The 16398-nt window shown below is 42.9% G+C and carries 11 protein-coding genes; 9 read left to right on the forward strand and 2 right to left on the reverse strand.

Features of this window, described 5'->3' with window-relative positions:
* Positions 1–229 precede the first annotated feature (229 nt).
* The 7 genes from PPO43_RS11300 (at position 230) to PPO43_RS11330 (ending at position 9782) form a co-directional block, all read left to right on the forward strand.
* Positions 230–1291: an endonuclease/exonuclease/phosphatase family protein gene (locus PPO43_RS11300; RefSeq protein WP_272617827.1), complete on the forward strand. Its 1062-nt coding sequence runs from the start codon at positions 230–232 to the stop codon at positions 1289–1291.
* Positions 1292–2050: 759 nt separating this feature from the next.
* Positions 2051–4462: a TonB-dependent receptor gene (locus PPO43_RS11305; protein ID WP_272617829.1), complete on the forward strand. Its 2412-nt coding sequence runs from the start codon at positions 2051–2053 to the stop codon at positions 4460–4462.
* Between the two features lie 502 nt (positions 4463–4964).
* Complete coding sequence (gcvH, locus tag PPO43_RS11310; protein ID WP_272617831.1) at positions 4965–5345, forward strand: glycine cleavage system protein GcvH; 381 nt, start codon at positions 4965–4967, stop codon at positions 5343–5345.
* The gene (locus tag PPO43_RS11315) at positions 5338–5673 is read left to right on the forward strand and encodes a VanZ family protein (protein ID WP_272617833.1); all 336 of its coding nucleotides are present in this window, start codon (positions 5338–5340) and stop codon (positions 5671–5673) included. Before gcvH ends, PPO43_RS11315 begins: the two co-directional genes overlap by 8 nt.
* Before the next feature lie 29 nt (positions 5674–5702).
* Positions 5703–6689 (forward strand): energy transducer TonB, encoded by a 987-nt coding sequence (locus PPO43_RS11320; RefSeq protein WP_272617835.1) that lies wholly within the window; start codon positions 5703–5705, stop codon positions 6687–6689.
* Between the two features lie 541 nt (positions 6690–7230).
* On the forward strand, positions 7231–8940 hold the full coding sequence (locus tag PPO43_RS11325; protein WP_272617837.1) for an AMP-binding protein: 1710 nt from the start codon (positions 7231–7233) through the stop codon (positions 8938–8940).
* Between the two features lie 59 nt (positions 8941–8999).
* Positions 9000–9782 carry a hypothetical protein gene (locus PPO43_RS11330; RefSeq protein ID WP_272617839.1) on the forward strand — a complete coding sequence of 261 codons (783 nt, stop codon included), beginning with the start codon at positions 9000–9002 and terminating at the stop codon, positions 9780–9782.
* A gap of 1008 nt (positions 9783–10790) precedes the next feature.
* On the opposite strand, the gene ychF is transcribed toward PPO43_RS11330, so the two are convergent.
* Complete coding sequence (ychF, locus tag PPO43_RS11335; protein ID WP_272617841.1) at positions 10791–11894, reverse strand: redox-regulated ATPase YchF; 1104 nt, start codon at positions 11892–11894, stop codon at positions 10791–10793.
* A gap of 113 nt (positions 11895–12007) precedes the next feature.
* Entirely contained in the window at positions 12008–13081 is a 1074-nt protein-coding gene (locus tag PPO43_RS11340) for a 3-oxoacyl-ACP synthase III family protein (RefSeq protein WP_272617843.1), read from the reverse strand.
* Between the two features lie 1298 nt (positions 13082–14379).
* On the opposite strand from PPO43_RS11340, the gene PPO43_RS11345 reads away from it, so the two are divergent.
* Together PPO43_RS11345 and PPO43_RS11350 are read left to right on the forward strand one after the other, a co-directional pair.
* Positions 14380–14829 (forward strand): hypothetical protein, encoded by a 450-nt coding sequence (locus tag PPO43_RS11345; protein ID WP_272617845.1) that lies wholly within the window; start codon positions 14380–14382, stop codon positions 14827–14829.
* Positions 14830–15123: 294 nt separating this feature from the next.
* Positions 15124–15750 carry a hypothetical protein gene (locus tag PPO43_RS11350; protein WP_272617847.1) on the forward strand — a complete coding sequence of 209 codons (627 nt, stop codon included), beginning with the start codon at positions 15124–15126 and terminating at the stop codon, positions 15748–15750.
* Positions 15751–16398 lie beyond the last annotated feature (648 nt).

Consider the following 16398-nt stretch of genomic DNA (forward strand, 5'->3'; position numbering starts at 1 on the left):
AGCGCTAGCCCCTCCTTTTCGGGGGCAAAGTTAGCACAAATAAGAGAGAGGCCACCGAAACATTCTTATGAATTAACAATAAGTTAAAGTGATATTTGAACGAAACAGGCCCTAAAAGCGGCCCAAGCCTTTATCTTTGCCCCGTTTTGGCCCTGTTTTGGCCTATTCGCTAGCAGCTTCGGCTGATAACAGATCTTATTTTTTTGCTCGAAACTAAAGAACGACCATCATGCACGCTCTCTTTAAACTTCCTGTTTTGGCCCTAGGCCTTTGCTTTCTAGCTTTGCAACAACCGCTTAGCGCCCAAGACTATCAGGTGGCGCCCATCGGCTTTTACAATCTTGAAAACCTTTTTGATACCCTAGATACACCCGATAAACGAGACGAAGAGTTTACGCCTCAGGGACGTAATAAATACAATACAGAGGTCTACCAATCTAAAATGGCTAATCTCTCTAAGGTAATTAGCGAAATGGCCACCGATATTACCCCCGATGGAGTAGTCATTATGGGCATTTCCGAAATTGAAAACCGTAAGGTGTTAGAGGACCTCGTCGTTCAACCCAAATTGAAAGATCGCAATTACAAAATTATCCATGAAGAATCGCCCGATGCTCGTGGAATTGATGTGGCCTTAATTTATAATCCTCGCTATTTCCGTGAGCTCAGTCACAAAACCTTGGCCGTGAATTTTCCTCGCGACGAAGGCGACGGCACTTACCACTCTCGCGATATTCTTTGGGTAGAAGGTATTTTGGGTGGAACGGATACCATGCACATTTTTGTCAATCACTGGCCCTCTCGCCGTGGCGGAGAAAAACGCTCTTCTCCCCGCCGCGAACATGCCGCACAACAATGTAAACAGGTGATCGACTCGCTAATCAATATTAACCCCAATACGAAGATCTTTATCACAGGTGACTTTAACGACGATCCGATTAGCCCTTCTATCAAAAATGTATTGCAAGCCAAAGGCAAGAAGAAGGATGTACAAACAGGTGAACTGTTTAATCCCATGTGGAAAAAATACAAGAAAGGAAACGGCACTTTGGCCTGGAACGATAGCTGGAACCTTTTTGACCAAACAATTATCTCTTCGGCTTTCCTCAATAAAAAACAAGAGGGCTTTTTCTTCCAAAAAGCTGTGGTTTTCCGCAAAAGCTACCTTTTCCAAAAAGAAGGACGATTCAAAAATGCCCCAAAACGAACCTACTCTTTTGGCACTTTCATTGGCGGATATAGCGACCACCTTCCCGTTTATAGCGTTTTCCTTCGTGCTGTACAACGATAAATTTAAGGAGGCGATTAAACTTGCCGGCCTATAAAACGTCATCAAAAAAAGACCTGAAGTATTAAGCTTTAGGTCTTTTTCTTTTGGGGCTGCCCCTTCCGCCGGGTTAAAACCCAGCGCAAAGCGGTATCGCTTTGCGAAGCGATATAAAATGAGGGTGGAAACCCTCATGAATTATCGGGCGGGTCGGGCTGTTCCGGGGCTCGCTGCTCGCTCGGCCCTTCGCAAAAAAGCTGCGCTTTTTTGCTCGGTCTGGCCTGCGGCCACCCTATCCATCCCTCAGCCAGATAGAATGGCCTTGCTTTGGTCATCTTGGGGAATTTGTTTGCTATTTTAAGGAGAGGGCCAAAAGTTGGGGGGCGGCCATCAGCCGCAAAGCGGCTTCTGGCCTAGCGCTGTGAAAGGGGGCGGCATAGCCGCCGACCTAGGGCGGCCTTGGCCGCCCGCAGGGCCGAGCAGCCTTGCGAGCCCTGAAACATAGCGGCGGGCTTTGGCCCGCAGGCCCCAAATTATTTGTAGGCTAGAGATGTTGTCAATTATTATGGCTTTTGGGGGCTGCAAAACAAATAAATTGAGTGCTTGATATGAAAGAATTAAAGTTGGGGCTGTTTGAAACTTCTTATTGGCTTTTAGCCAAATATTGTTTTTTGTTTGGCTTCCCTTAACAAAATTTATGAAGTTCTTTATTGGGGCTTTCCCCTTGAAAAAGGCTATTTTGGCCGCCGTTAACATAAAAATTGACTACTGATAATTTTATCAATGATGCAAAATTTAAAAACAAGCAGCTTATTTATGCTGCTTTTTGGTCTCCTATCATTTAGCGCAATAGCTCAAAATGGAGGACTAAGGGGAACGCTCCTAGATGAAGAGACGGGAATGCCCATACCATTTACTCCAGTTTACCTAAATAATGGAGAATATAATGCTCTTTCAGGAGATGATGGCTTTTATACAATCGCTAATGTACCCGCAGGGAGCTACCAAGTCAAATGCCGAAGCTTAGGCTATGATAGCCTAGTCATTGATGTAGAAATTGAGGCAGGAAAATTTATCACAGTCAATTTAAACATGAAGCCCTCGGCTCAAGAAGTAGACATTGTTACTGTAGATGCGGATAAGGAAAAGGCCCAAAATACTGTGCGTGTCTCTGTTGTACAAATAACATCAAAAGATATCAAACGCCTGCCTTCTACTGGTGGCGAAGCCGATATCGCACAGTATTTACAAGTCATCCCCGGAGTAGTTTTTACTGGAGACCAAGGCGGACAGTTTTATATCCGTGGTGGAGCCCCCGTACAAAATAAAATCCTCTTGGATGGAATGACGATTTCTAACGCCTTCCACTCCATCGGCTTTTTCTCCGTTTTCGAAACCGAACTCATCCGTAGCGCAGATGTCTATACCGGCGGATTTAGCGCCAAATATGGCGGCCGCTCATCTGCTATTGTAGATATCCGAACTCGTGACGGAAATAAGAAGCGCACAGCAGGAATGATTAGTATCAACCCCTTTGTCGCTAAAGCTTTACTCGAAGGACCAATTATTCCCTTGGGCGAAAATGGAGGCAATACCTTGTCTTATTTTGTTACTGCTAAACACTCTTACCTCAATCGCAGCTCCGAACTATTCTATAAACCTATCCTAAGCCGCGATGGATCTGCAGTCTCTGATAGCACACTGCCTTATAGCTTTACCGATTTTCACGCAAAATTGTCCTTTAATGCTGCTAACGGTAGCCGCCTAAATGCTTATGGCTTTAGCCATAATGATGTAGCCAACTTTGGCGATGTGGCCAAATATAAATGGAACTCTGCCGGGGGAGGACTTAATTTCCGTATCGTTCCAGGTGCCGCCAAAATTATTATGGACGGTACTTTGGCTTATTCTGTCTATGGCTCTGACTTTGAAGAAGGTGACGGCAGCCGAGAACGCCGTAGCGATATTACAAACTTTAACGCTAATTTTAATTTTACCTATTATATGGGCCTCTCTAGAGAGCTCAATTACGGATTGGAATTCAATCGTATCGGTACCGACTTTGCCTTTGTCAATAATAACGGAATTCCTATTGGCCAAACTCAATCTAATACCGAAGTAGCCGGTTATGTCCGCTACCAAGGCCGATTTGGCAACTTAGTTATCGAACCAAGCCTCCGGGCTCAATATTACGCCTCTCTAGGAGAGTTCAGAGCAGAACCTCGCCTAGGCCTCAAGTATAATATTACCGAAAATATTCGGATTAAAATGGCCGGCGGAATGTACTCACAAAACCTTATTAGCTCTGTCGATGAACGTGATGTAGTTAACCTGTTTGTCGGCTTCTTAGGTGGCCCAGATCAACAGGTCTACCGAATTACAGGCTATAACGAGGCCAGCCAATCCCCAATCTATGAAGCAACAACCTCCAAGTTGCAAACCTCTATCCACGCTATCGGAGGACTGGAATTTGACGCAGGCAAATATCTTGTCTTTAATGTAGAACCCTACATCAAATGGTTCCCCCAAATTATTGGACTCAACCGCAACCGTACCGCAGATACCGATCAACTACAACCTACCTATATTGCCGAAGAAGGAAAAGCCTATGGCTTAGATCTTTCTGGTACCTATGAAAAAGATCAACTTTACCTCTACTTAGCCTACTCCTTAGGCCACGTTCGCCGCGATGATGGCCTCCAAGAGTTCCCGGCCCACTTTGACCGCCGCCATAACCTCAACTTTGTAGGCTCTTATAAACTAAAGCTAAAGTCTTTACCCGAAGATCTCACCGACGAACAACGCCGTCACCGAACGGAATATCCCCTCGAAATCTCTCTTCGCTGGAACCTCGGCTCAGGATTTCCCTTTACCCAGACACAAGGGTTCTTTACTAACTATACTTTCCAAAACGGAATCAACAGTAATTACATTACAGACAATACGGATCCCAGCACTGAATTGGGCGTTCTATACAGCGATGAACTCAACGGCGGCCGCCTCCCATATTATCACCGCCTCGATTTCTCGGCTACCTATACCTTCGATTTGGGCCGCTACAGCAAATTATTACTCAACGCTAGTGTAACTAATGTATACGATCGAGCTAATATTTTCTACTTCGATCGCATTCGCTACGAAAGAGTGAATCAATTGCCCATTATGCCCGCTTTAGGCGCTGTGCTCAAGTTCTAAAATGAACCAATACTATATATATTATAGCAATAAGGCCCGCTTCCTTTAGAAGTGGGTTTTTTATTTATCTTGGGGCCTGCCGCCTTTGGCGGCCGCTCCCTTTCGCAGCTCGCAGGTCTGCTCGGCCCTGCAGCGCTAAAGCGCTTTGGTCTGGCCCTTTGGGCCACCCCTACAGGCAGCTAGGCCTGCGGCGGCTTCGCCGCCTGTCCCATCCAAAAGCTAAACGAGAAAAAAAGTAAATTTTTTTCAAGACTAAACACCAAAATACAAGCAGCTTACATCTAGTCAAATAGAAAGTTCTTGAAGGCTTGTTGAGCGGCAATATATGCAGCTCCGCAAGGAAAAAAGCGAAATTAAAGGAAGCGCTTTAGTGTTTTCCCCAAAAAAAAATTATTTTTGGCAGCAAATGCCCCAAAAATGGCAGCCCCAATTTGTTGGGCCAACCTATTCTTGGCGGCTAATCACTTGATTTTAATATCCTTTAATTAAGCTAGTTTCGCTTATGAACATTCCAGAAAATCTGAAGTACAGTAAGGACCACGAATGGGTTCGCCTAGAAGGGGAGTTCGCTTTTGTTGGTATTACTGATTTTGCCCAGTCTGAACTCGGAGATATCGTTTATGTTGATATTTCTGAAGAAGGGGAGGACCTAGACGCTGATGAAATCTTTGGCTCTGTAGAAGCTGTGAAAACAGTTTCGGACCTGATGATGCCCATTAGCGGAGAGGTGGTAGAAGTTAACGAAGGCCTAGAAGATAGCCCCGAGTTAGTCAACTCTGATCCCTATGGCGAAGGCTGGATGGTTAAAATCAAAGTTCGGGATGCTGCCGAAATGGATGATTTGATGGATGCCGCTGCTTATAACGCAGCAATCAATGCCTAAGCGACTTTTTTCCTTAGCCTACTTTTTTGCCCTTATTGCTCTGGTCCTACTTTCACTTTGGCCACTGCAATTGCCCGCTGGCTTAAATGGCTTGGGTTGGGACAAATTAGCTCACTTTCTTTTTTATTTCGGCCTGCTGCTTTTGGGCAATAGCGTTTGGAGACAAAAAAGAAATAACCTCTATTTTAGCTTCGCCTTAGGCCTTCTCTTAGAATGTTTACAAGACTTAAGCCCTTACCGTCAATTTGACTACGGGGATTTAGTTGCAAATACATTAGGTGCCTTGGCCGGCTATTACTTGTTAAGGAAATATTTCATGTTTCAATAAATTATTTTTTCACCCAAAACCACAGAATTATGCTGTTAGGATTCCTCTCTAACGACTTTCTGATGGCGAGCATTATGGTCTCTGGAAGCCAAATTGTAATTAGCCTTGTTTTGCTAATTGCTGTGGCCGCTGGAGCTATCTTTGGCTATAAATCGTACTTGGCTAAGCAGAGCGAAAAACTCATGCAAGCAAAAGTAGATGCTAAAGATGCCAATTACTCGGCTATCACTAGAAAGTATGAGGAGGTGAATGTGTTTAAACACTCGCCCACGGTGTACCGGGCAGGTTTGGCATGTTCGCTCTTTGTGGTCTTCTTGGCGCTAAACTGGACTCAAACCGAATGGGAAGAGTTTGCTTTTGAGGAGGAAACGGTGATTGAATCAGAAGAAATTCTGATCGATGTGCCTAACACGCCACCACCTCCGCCTCCGCCACCGCCACCCCCCCCACCACCACCTCCGCCCACACAGGTACAAATTGATGATACTAAACCTGAACCTCCACCTGAGCCACCATCTCAGGATGATGAGCAGCAGGATTTAGAAGGTGATAAGGATGGTAAAAAAGGAAGCAAAGGAACTCCGCCGCCTCCTCCTCCCCCTCCACCACCGCCCCCCCCACCACCTCCACCCAAAGCCCCAGAGGTTTTTGAATTTGTGGAGCAGTTTCCTCGCTTCCCTGGTTGTGAGGATGAAAATAAGACGGATGCAGAAATGAAGCAGTGTGCTGATTTGAAACTCCGCGCTTATTTGGGCAAAAAAGCGGGTTATCCTGCTATGGCTCGCGAAAATGGCATTGAAGGAACCGTTTACGTTCGTTATATCGTACTAGAAGATGGCCGTATCGCCAATGTTGAAGTCGTTCGCGACATGACAGGCGGTGGAGGACTAGCTGAAGCTGCTCTCCGTGCTGTAAAAAGTATGAACAGTATGAAGGAAAGATGGACTCCTGGTCGCCAAAGAGGTAATCCCGTACGCGTGCGTATGGTTGTACCAATCAAGTTCCAATTGAACTAAAATCTTGGCTTTTGCCAAACTGTATAAAGCTACTCTGAAAGGAGTAGCTTTTTTTTTGCTCTCCATCAGATAATTGTTGGTCCAAACGACCGAAGGGAGTAAGGCGCGCAGCGCCTGGCTGAGGGATGGGCAGCAGTGGCCCAAAGGGCCAGACCCAGCCGCCTTTGGCGGCGCAGGGCCGAGCGACCTGCGAGCTGCGATACAGCCCGACCCGAACGGAAACTCATGAGGGTTTTAACCCTCATTTTCTATCGCTCCACAAAGCGATATCGCTTTGTGCTGGCTTTCAACTCGGCGGAAGGGGCAGCCCCAAATCATAAAAACAGTTGGATAGCTGAACAGAAAATAGCAAAACCACGACTCCATAATAAAAAGGAGAGCTAAAGCTTAAATAAAAAAGAAGATTGTGTATATTTTGGGTCTCGGAATCAAAAGTTTTTTATTCCGGAATAAACTGACACCAACAATCAATTAAATTTGCTGCTTACTTCCTTCATAATGAAGGGCTAAGGAGGAAAAAGATAGAAAAACAATAAAATATATGTCTGCTGTAGAAAAACGATGGCTGAAAAATTACCCTCAAGGCGTTCCTCATGAAATCGATTTTGGGGGATATACGAGCTTAGTCGGATTGGTTAATGATAACCTGAAAAAATATGCGAACCGTCCTGCTTTTAGAAGCTTTGTGGGCAGTTCGGAAAAAATGCTCACTTTTGGAGAAATTGATCAGCTGTCTAAGCAGTTTGCAGCTTATTTGCAAAATGAAATGGGCCTTAAGCCTGGTGATCGCTTGGCGTTGATGATGCCCAACCTTCTACAGTATCCTATTGCGTTGTTTGCGGCTATGCGTGCGGGGTTGACGATTGTGAACACTAATCCACTTTATACGGCTCGTGAAATTCAACACCAATTTCACGATGCAGGCGTAACAGCGGTTGTCATTGCCGAAAACTTTGCGGCAGAGCTGGAAAAGGTGATTGATAAAACAGGGGTGAAGCGTAATAAAGTTATAGTGGTGAGCATTGGCGAAATGTTTGGCGGTTTTAAGGGCTGGTTGATCAATTTTGCCGTGCGCAAGCTCAAAAAAATGGTTCCTAAATATAATTTGGCGGGCCATATTAAGTTTAAAAAGGCCTTGAATCAAGGCAATGCTAGCCAACTCAAAATGGCTAGTGGGGGCCAACTCGATGATGTGATTTGCCTACAATATACGGGCGGAACAACTGGGGTGGCTAAAGGGGCTGAGCTGACTAATAAAAATATGTTGGCCAATGTTTTCCAAGTAGAAGGCTGGATCAATAGTGCAAACCTCAAGGAAGGCGATGAGCGAATTTTAACGCCTTTGCCTTTGTACCATATTTTCTCTTTTACGGTAAACTTGCTTTGTTTGGGTACCTCTTTTGGCGCCTGCAATGTTTTGGTGGTAAATCCCAGAGATTTACCTGCAGTGGTCGATATCATGAAAAAAACGCAGCCTTCTGTGATGACTGGGGTGAACACTTTGTTCAATGCGCTTTTGAATAATGAAGAATTTACGCAACTCGATTTTTCTAAGTTGCAAATTGTTATTGGTGGCGCTATGGCTATCCAAAAACCTGTGGCCGAAAAATGGAAAAAAGTCACGGGTTCTACTTTGACCGAAGGTTACGGCATGACTGAAGCCTCTCCTGTAGTTTCTGTGAATCCCCTCTATGATGAGGGCCGAATTGGCACTATCGGCTTGCCTATTCCCTCTACCGAATTGCGCATTTGCGATGAAGATAATAATCCCTTGCCCTTGGGGGAAGCTGGAGAAATTCAGGTTCGTGGTCCCCAAGTGATGAAAGGTTACCTCAATCGCCCAGAAGATACTGCCAAAACAATTGTGGAAGATGGCTGGCTGCGTACAGGTGATGTAGGGGTTATGGATGAAGATGGTTTTGTCAAAATTGTGGACCGCATTAAGGACATGATTTTAGTTTCGGGCTTTAATGTTTATCCCAACGAAATTGAAGAGGTGCTTGCCGCTCATCCCAAAGTTTTGGAAGTAGCCGCAGTAGGCGTTCCTGATCCCAAATCAACAGAAGCGGTTAAGGTTTTTGTGGTGAAAAAAGATCCTTCTTTGACGGAAGAGGAACTCCGCGCTTTCTCTAAAGAGAATTTTACGGGCTATAAAAAACCCAAGCATTACGAATTTAGAGAGGAATTGCCCAAAACCAATGTGGGGAAAATCCTTCGCCGCGCCTTGAGAGATGAGGCCAAAAAGGCATAAGAATTAGTTTAGGACCAAAAAGGGGCTTCGGCCCCTTTTTTTTGCAGAAAATAAACCGTATGCTCCGATTTATGCTCATTCGGCTCCTTAAATGGAGCCTGTTCATACTTTTGATTGGCCGAGCCTGGCAGCACTTTTTCTGGTCGGCTCCCTACGAATATATTTTGCCCGCTAGTTGGGGCCCCGATGGGGTCGACCATTTTACCCATCTGATGGGCTGGTTTTATGTCTTGGGAGCCGCCGCTACCTTGTTTAGCGATAGCCGAAATAAAGGCCGCATTTTTATTTGGCAAGGCGGTGCACTTTTGGTTTTGGCCTGGCTCTATCAAATTGAAGCTGGTGCCTATTGGCCCAGCTTTTTTGTACATAGTTTGCAGTTTTCACTGCCCTTTAGCTACCATTTATTGCTCTTTAGCAAAAAACCAGTCCAACAAATTATTTGGCGAATGAAAATGGCCATTAGCCTGAGCTTACTCGCCTACGCTTTTTATGCCCTAGATGTGCATGCCCCCAATCAAATCAATTGGCAAGAGGCCCTACAAGATAGTTTTGGCCTCAGCTATGGCAATAGCCGCTTGATTTTACAAGTTATGGGCGCTGTGGAGCTCGCCTTGATTCCACTTCTTTGGTTTAAACCTAGCCAAAAAGCTGCTTTTTGGGGCGTTTTTGCCTGGGGCATTCTCATTATGATTAGCAGTATTGGCCTACTATTTTGGGAGCTCCCTTACTGGAAATCTATGCTCCGATCTACCTGGGAATTACTCTGTCTAACACCCAATCTCGCCTTTTCTTACGTCCTTTGGCGCTATGTGGTCTTCCGCCAAAAATATGAAGATTTCTAATCGATTTTAGCCTAGCTTTTTGCTGGGCTATTTTTTTGGGGCTGCCCCTTCGGCCCTCTGGGCCTTCGGGTCGGGCTGTATCGCAGCTCGCTGCTCGCTCGGCCCTGCGCCGCCAAAGGCGGCTGGGTCTGGCCTTCGGCCACCCCTCCACAGCGCTCAGCCGCTCTACCTCATTTTTTGCATTGAACCAATCGCTTCGGCCCCAAACAAAAAAAAGCAAGTAGCTTCCCCAAGCCACTTGCTAGATATTAATCCCCATGATTTACCCCAAACTTAATTGGATAAGACAAAGTATTTCCTTTTTGTCTATAACAAAGATAGGGCAGGGGACGATTAGATTTCTCTAGATAAGACCTAAAGGCAAAAAATAGGTAGAATTCGGATATACTCACCTAGAATTGAGTGGATTAGCAAACAAAAAAAGCAAGTAGCTTCCCCAAGCCACTTGCTAGATATTAATCCCCATGATTTACCCCAAACTTAATTGGATAGACAAAGTATTTCCTTTTTGTCTATGACAAAGATAGGGCAGGAGACGATTAGATTTCTCTAGATAAGACCTAAAGGCAAAAAATAGGTAGAATTCGGATACACTCACCTAGAATTGAGTGGATTAGCAAACAAAAAAAGCAAGTAGCTTCCCCAAGCCACTTGCTAGATATTAATCCCCATGATTTACCCCAAACTTAATTGGATAGACAAAGTATTTCCTTTTTGTCTATGACAAAGATAGGGCAGGAGACGATTAGATTTCTCTAGATAAGACCTAAAGGCAAAAAATAGGTAGAATTCGGATACACTCACCTAGAATTGAGTGGATTAGCAAACAAAAAAAGCAAGTAGCTTCCCCAAGCTACTTGCTAGATATTAATCCCCATGATTTACCCCAAACTTAATTGGATAAGACAAAGTATTTCCTTTTTGTCTATGACAAAGATAGGGCAGAGGACTTCTTTTTTCTTGCTGATAAGACCTAATGCCTAAAAATAGGTGGTCTCTGCAGTATCTCTAGGTATTATGCATAAACTCAAGAAGGTCACCATCTTGAACTACATATTCTTTGCCTTCTTGACGCATAGCTCCCACTTCTTGGGCTCCTTTCCAGCCACCGAGCTCTACAAATTTATCATAAGCTACGGTACGAGCCTTAATAAATCCTCTTTCAATATCAGAGTGGATAATTCCAGCCGCTTGAGGTGCTTTAGTTCCTCTGCGAATGGTCCAAGCACGTACTTCTTTCTCTCCAGCTGTAAAATAAGTAATGAGCTCAAGTAGGTTGTAACAAGCGCGAACAACACGGTTAACACCAGGTTCTTCGAGGCCCATATCAGACAAAAATTCCTGACGCTCTTCTTCCTCTTCTAGTTCAGCAATATCTGCCTCAATTGCAGCAGAAACGAGAATTACTTCCGCATTTTCTTTGGCTACAGCCGCCTTAAATTTCTCCGTATGCTCATTGCCTGTCAAAACAGAAGCCTCATCTACATTACAAATATAAATAATGGGCTTAGCTGTGAGCAATTGCAATTCTTTGAAGAATTTTTCGTCATCTTCGCTATCTAACTCACCAAAAGAACGAGCAGGTTGCTCTTGCTCCAAATGTGCAATTAAGTCTTCTACAATTTTGAGTTGGCGCAAAACCGTACGATCAAGCGCTTTGGCCAATTTTTGTAGCCGCTGTTTGCGCTTCTCTAAAGTTTCCATATCCTTGAAAATCAATTCCAAATCAATGGTTTCTTTATCGCGAACAGGATTTACTCCACCGTCAACATGCGTTACGTTTCCATCATCAAAACAACGCACAACATGCATAATTGCATTTACTTCACGGATGTTAGCCAAAAACTGGTTGCCAAGGCCTTCGCCTTTACTCGCACCACGGATGAGGCCCGCAATATCCACAATCTCTACTGTAGTAGGAACCGTTTTTTGGGGTTGAACAATTTCCTCTAGCTTGTCCAAACGATAATCGGGAACAGTAACCACCCCAACATTGGGATCTTTGGTGGCAAAAGGATAGTTGGCCGCTAGTGCGCCAGCCTGAGTGAGTGCGTTGAAGAGTGTCGATTTTCCCACATTGGGCAAACCTACAATACCACATTGAAGAGCCATATATAGCGTATAGTTTTGAGGGCCTCAAAAAGAAAGGGGCCGAAGCCCCTTGTATTCATTTGCCGCAAAAATAGCGAACTTATAGAAAAAAGGGCAGAATTAGCCCTTGTTTTTTAAACATGTTTATAAACGATGCAGTTAGCATGCATCCCACCTCCTACAGAGGCCAAAATAATATGATCGCCCGCCTCAATTTGATGACCTTCTAACTTTCCTTTCAGAATGTGATCCAACAACATCGGTACCGTGGCCGCCGAACTATTTCCCCATTTGCCCACAGTAAGCGGAAAAACAGTTTCAGGCATTTCGCGATCATGCATGCTGTATAGCTTTTTGCACAATTGACGAATCATTTTTTCATTGGCCTGATGAATCAATATTTGCTTGAGATCGGCAATATCTACATTCGCCTTTTTTAAACAACTATCCATCGCCGTAGGCACTTTTTCCATGGCATATTTATAAACAGATCGACCATTCATTTTTACAAACAGACGCTCTTCCGCCTCTTCATTATAAGAACCATCCATGTACAAGAAGTTGGCGCCCTGTACACTATCTGTTACCGTTTTATGACAAAGAATTCCCGCAGGCTCCTCAGATTCAAAACGCTCCAAAATAACCGCACCAGCACCATCACCAAAAAGCATAGAGTCTAAATCATGCGGATCAAGTACTCTAGACATAATATCAGCACCAACAACCAAAACGCGCTTGGCATCGCCCGAACGCAAATAATAATCAGCCTGAATGACAGCCTGAACCCAACTCGGACAACCAAACAAAATATCATAAGCCACACAGTCCGAATTGATAATCCCCAGTTTTTGCTTGACCTTAGCCGCAACATTGGGTAACATATCGGTATAATGCGTCTTCGAATGAACATCACCAAAATTATGGGCCACAATAATATGGTCCAAACTTTCTCCATCAATCCCCGAACTCTCCAAAGCATCTTTGGCCGCTAAATAAGCTAAATCAGAGGTGTTGATGTGCTCTTGAGCATAACGACGTTCCGTAATACCAGAAATTTCCGCCAATTTGGCTACAATTTGCTCTGGCTTCTTCAAATTCTTCTCGCCATTGGCTTTATAAAATTGGTAGTCGGTAAAATATTTATTAGGGACCACCACTTGAGGTTCACAAGAACCTGTTCCCACAATCTTACTATAGTATGCACACATATTAAAAGCTGGTAATTATCGAATCCACCCAAAATTAAAGGGCCTTGCAATCCCCCAAAATAATTTTAAATGAATCCATTGGTATTCTAGGATCTCTGAAACCACTTTTAAATGAGTTCTTCAAGTAGCTTCGCCACAAAGGTAATATTTTTAAAGCGATTTCTCTTTAGTGAGATACTTCTTCCCCCGCTCTGCCCCTAGTCTAATTAAAGTTTTTTCTATCTCAACTAGATGATTTAATGAAAGCCGCTTTTATTTTTTGGGGCATCACTCCTAAAAGTCCTTGTTGTCACAGCAGGCTGCTGTTTTGGGGCCTCCGCTGCGGCTTCGCCTTGCGGCGCTACGCTTTGGGGCTCGCTGTTCGCTCGGCCCTGCGTTTTTTTCGCTGCGCTCAAAAAACTTGGTCTGGCCTGCGGCCACTGCTGCGCATCGCTAGGCCGCACAACTTTAGTTTTTTCTCTGGTCTTTTTTCTTCGGCCCTCAAATCCCCCTTTCAAATAGCGGCTTTCAATTAGCAATTGGGTTAAAAACAACAGAATTTTTTCTGCTGCATTTTATGAGCCGATGGTTTTAACCATCGGCTCATTTTTTTGGATGTAGAACGGCCATCTTTTTTGCTGTGGGTTTTAATCCACTGTTTCTAAAACTATCAAGAAACAACAACCCCCAAAAAAATCCTCCTTTCAAATAGCGGCTTTCAATTAGCATTTGCCTAAAAAACGAGGACAAAAATTTATCCTGGGAAAAAACTGGCCTAAATCTGATGAATAATTTCCACTACAATTTTTTCTGCTGCATTTTATGAGCCGAGCCAGTCGCTTCGCTCCTTCTAGACGCAGGAATTTAAATGGGCCGATGGTTTTAACCATCGGCTCATTTTTTTGGATGTAGAATGGTCCTCTTTTTTGCAGTGGGTTTTAACCCACTGGTCTGTAAAAAAACAAAACAACAACCGCCAAACCACAACCCCAAAAAAAATCCCCTCGAAGGAGGAAATGGCGATTTTTTAGATAGAAACTCCACCTTAAATTAAGAGACTTTCTGTTTAAGCATTGGGGTAGGCGTAGTGCTGATGCGTATTCAAATTTTAAATGAGTTTAATGCTGTTGAATTAAAAGTCACTACTAATTAGTAAATTATGATTTATGTAACAAAATCTATAAGAGTTTATGGTTATGAGCGTGGAAAGAATGTGCATAGTGAAGATTAGTATTGGTGTTTTTTTATTTGTTTGTTTTTTTACTTCGTGTTCGAGCAAACAGAAGAAAGAAGCTAGTGTTGAGATTGATCCTTATTGTATGTCTAAGGTTTATAGTTCTATTGAAGAACCTCTTAGAAATCATTTAGATAGTCATGTGTATAGGATAACTTATATACCTCCAGTAGATAGTGGTCTGGGAAGTATTGTCCATTTAATTCGGTTAGTAGAAGTCGGTTCTACTGATAAAGTTAAAATTGTGGAGAAGAAAATAGAGTTTCGCTATTTTCCTGAATGTTATGATGAATTTAGATATTATGAGGTGAAAAAAAATGTTCTTAATAAGAAGGATGTAGATATGCTGTGTAATTCATTGGTTAGAAATATGAAAAGTAAAACAAAGTTTGTTGATCCTAGTGAACCTTTATTTATTTTAGAAGGCTTTGGATCGGAAGATGTCTTAATAGGAGCATGGCAAAATCCTAATGAATACAATAAATTATTAAGGGTCAGAGATACTTTGAGTTGGAGTATTTTAAATACGTTTTAGTAACTGTAGGTTTTCTTCTCATAGGCAAAGCCCTTAGTTATTAGGAAATAAGAAAGCTTTTTGTTAGACTCCATTATGAGCCGATGGTTTTAACCTTCGGCTCATTTTTTTGGATGTAGAATGGCCGTCTTTTTTGCTGTGGGTTTTAACCCACTGGTTCTAAAAAAGTCAAGAAAAAACACATAAAAGAAAAGGGCGAAATAAATTCAGCACATAAAAAATCGTAATATTGGCTGCAGCTAGCAGCCAAGCTATATGCAAATCAGAAAGCGATAATTTTGTAAAATTAAACTAATGGAGATATATAAATACTTGAAGTATGTTTTAAGGGGGAAGGCTAGCCAAGGAGATTTTATTTTTGAGCAAAAGAATACTGGGCTTTTATTTAACAGAGAAAAATACGAAGCCATAATTAGCGATAATAATATTTTAGAACTCTATGATATGATTTCCGATGGCTTCAAAATCCAATGGTACACCGATGACAGCCGTGCCATTGGCGGACAGATGGAATTTCCCGAAATGAAACATGTTTTAGGCAGTTGGCAAGGCATTTTATTTGAGGAAGAAGATTTGCAAAGAAATCCCCACTTAAAATATTATAAAGCCTTGGACCTGATCTCCGAACAGCATACCGTAGGTTTTTTACATGGGGCTGATTTTGAGGCCAATTCGTTATATTGTCACATTTCGCCTTATTCTGATTTATATAGTTTGGATTTAGATTTTGAAGGCTATATGCAAATGGCTTTCGAAGCAAAAATTTACTATTATTGGCCCAAGGTTTTATTAGACATTCAATCCAATTTGGAAAGCAAAGAGACCCAAGATTTCAAAGAAAATATGCCCAAACTTTTTGAAGACTTTAGTTGGGATGATTTTGTAAAAAAATATGAGTCGTTGAGGTTGTCTAAACAATAAAGACAAACAAATTATTCGCCCTTTCGAAAGAGAGGGCTTTTTTCTTCGGCCCTTAAACTCCCCCTTTCAAATAGCGGCTTTCAAATAGGATGAGGCTCAAAAAATGGGTTGATTTTTTATTCGGCTCCTAAAAAAGAGATGAATTTTTCTTCGGCCAAAAAACTGCGGTGGTCTGTAGGTTGAAACCTACAGCCAGGTAACAAAAAGGCATTTCATTTAAATGGAGGCTTGAAAGCCTCCATAAAAAAACGAGGACAAAAATTTATCCTGGGAAAAAATCCGACTTAAATGTGATGAAGATTTTTTTAGCTAGAATTTTTCTGCTGCATTTTATGAGCCGATGGTTTTAAACTAGATCGCTATAGCATGTTATATTGACTCTAGGGCCAAGGTCCTAGGCTAAAATAGAGCCGCCCCCTCCTTCGAGGGGGCTTTTTTGTGGGATAGCCAATCACTGTTTCAAATAGCGGCTTTTAATTAGCAATTGCCTGAAAAAATAATAGAATTTTTCTTCGGCGAAAAAACTGTGGTGGTCTGTAGGTTGAAACCTACAGCAACTAGCATAAAACAGCACAAAAAAAGTAGCCGAGGATTAAAATCCTCAGCTACAATCAATATTTTTTATGAGCCGATGGTTAAAACCATCGG

Origin of the sequence: Saprospira sp. CCB-QB6 (assembly GCF_028464065.1) — a bacterium.
Lineage (GTDB): Bacteria > Bacteroidota > Bacteroidia > Chitinophagales > Saprospiraceae > Saprospira.

Excerpts from the sequence above, each read along its gene's own strand:
- PPO43_RS11300 (WP_272617827.1), top strand. The coding sequence starts at position 230 with ATGCACGCTCTCTTTAAACTTCCTGTTTTGGCCCTAGGCCTTTGCTTT.
- PPO43_RS11305 (WP_272617829.1), top strand. The coding sequence starts at position 2,051 with ATGATGCAAAATTTAAAAACAAGCAGCTTATTTATGCTGCTTTTTGGT.
- gcvH (WP_272617831.1), top strand. The coding sequence starts at position 4,965 with ATGAACATTCCAGAAAATCTGAAGTACAGTAAGGACCACGAATGGGTT.
- PPO43_RS11315 (WP_272617833.1), top strand. The coding sequence starts at position 5,338 with ATGCCTAAGCGACTTTTTTCCTTAGCCTACTTTTTTGCCCTTATTGCT.
- PPO43_RS11320 (WP_272617835.1), top strand. The coding sequence starts at position 5,703 with ATGCTGTTAGGATTCCTCTCTAACGACTTTCTGATGGCGAGCATTATG.
- PPO43_RS11325 (WP_272617837.1), top strand. The coding sequence starts at position 7,231 with ATGTCTGCTGTAGAAAAACGATGGCTGAAAAATTACCCTCAAGGCGTT.
- PPO43_RS11330 (WP_272617839.1), top strand. The coding sequence starts at position 9,000 with ATGCTCCGATTTATGCTCATTCGGCTCCTTAAATGGAGCCTGTTCATA.
- ychF (WP_272617841.1), bottom strand. The coding sequence starts at position 11,894 with ATGGCTCTTCAATGTGGTATTGTAGGTTTGCCCAATGTGGGAAAATCG.
- PPO43_RS11340 (WP_272617843.1), bottom strand. The coding sequence starts at position 13,081 with ATGTGTGCATACTATAGTAAGATTGTGGGAACAGGTTCTTGTGAACCT.
- PPO43_RS11345 (WP_272617845.1), top strand. The coding sequence starts at position 14,380 with ATGTCTAAGGTTTATAGTTCTATTGAAGAACCTCTTAGAAATCATTTA.
- PPO43_RS11350 (WP_272617847.1), top strand. The coding sequence starts at position 15,124 with ATGGAGATATATAAATACTTGAAGTATGTTTTAAGGGGGAAGGCTAGC.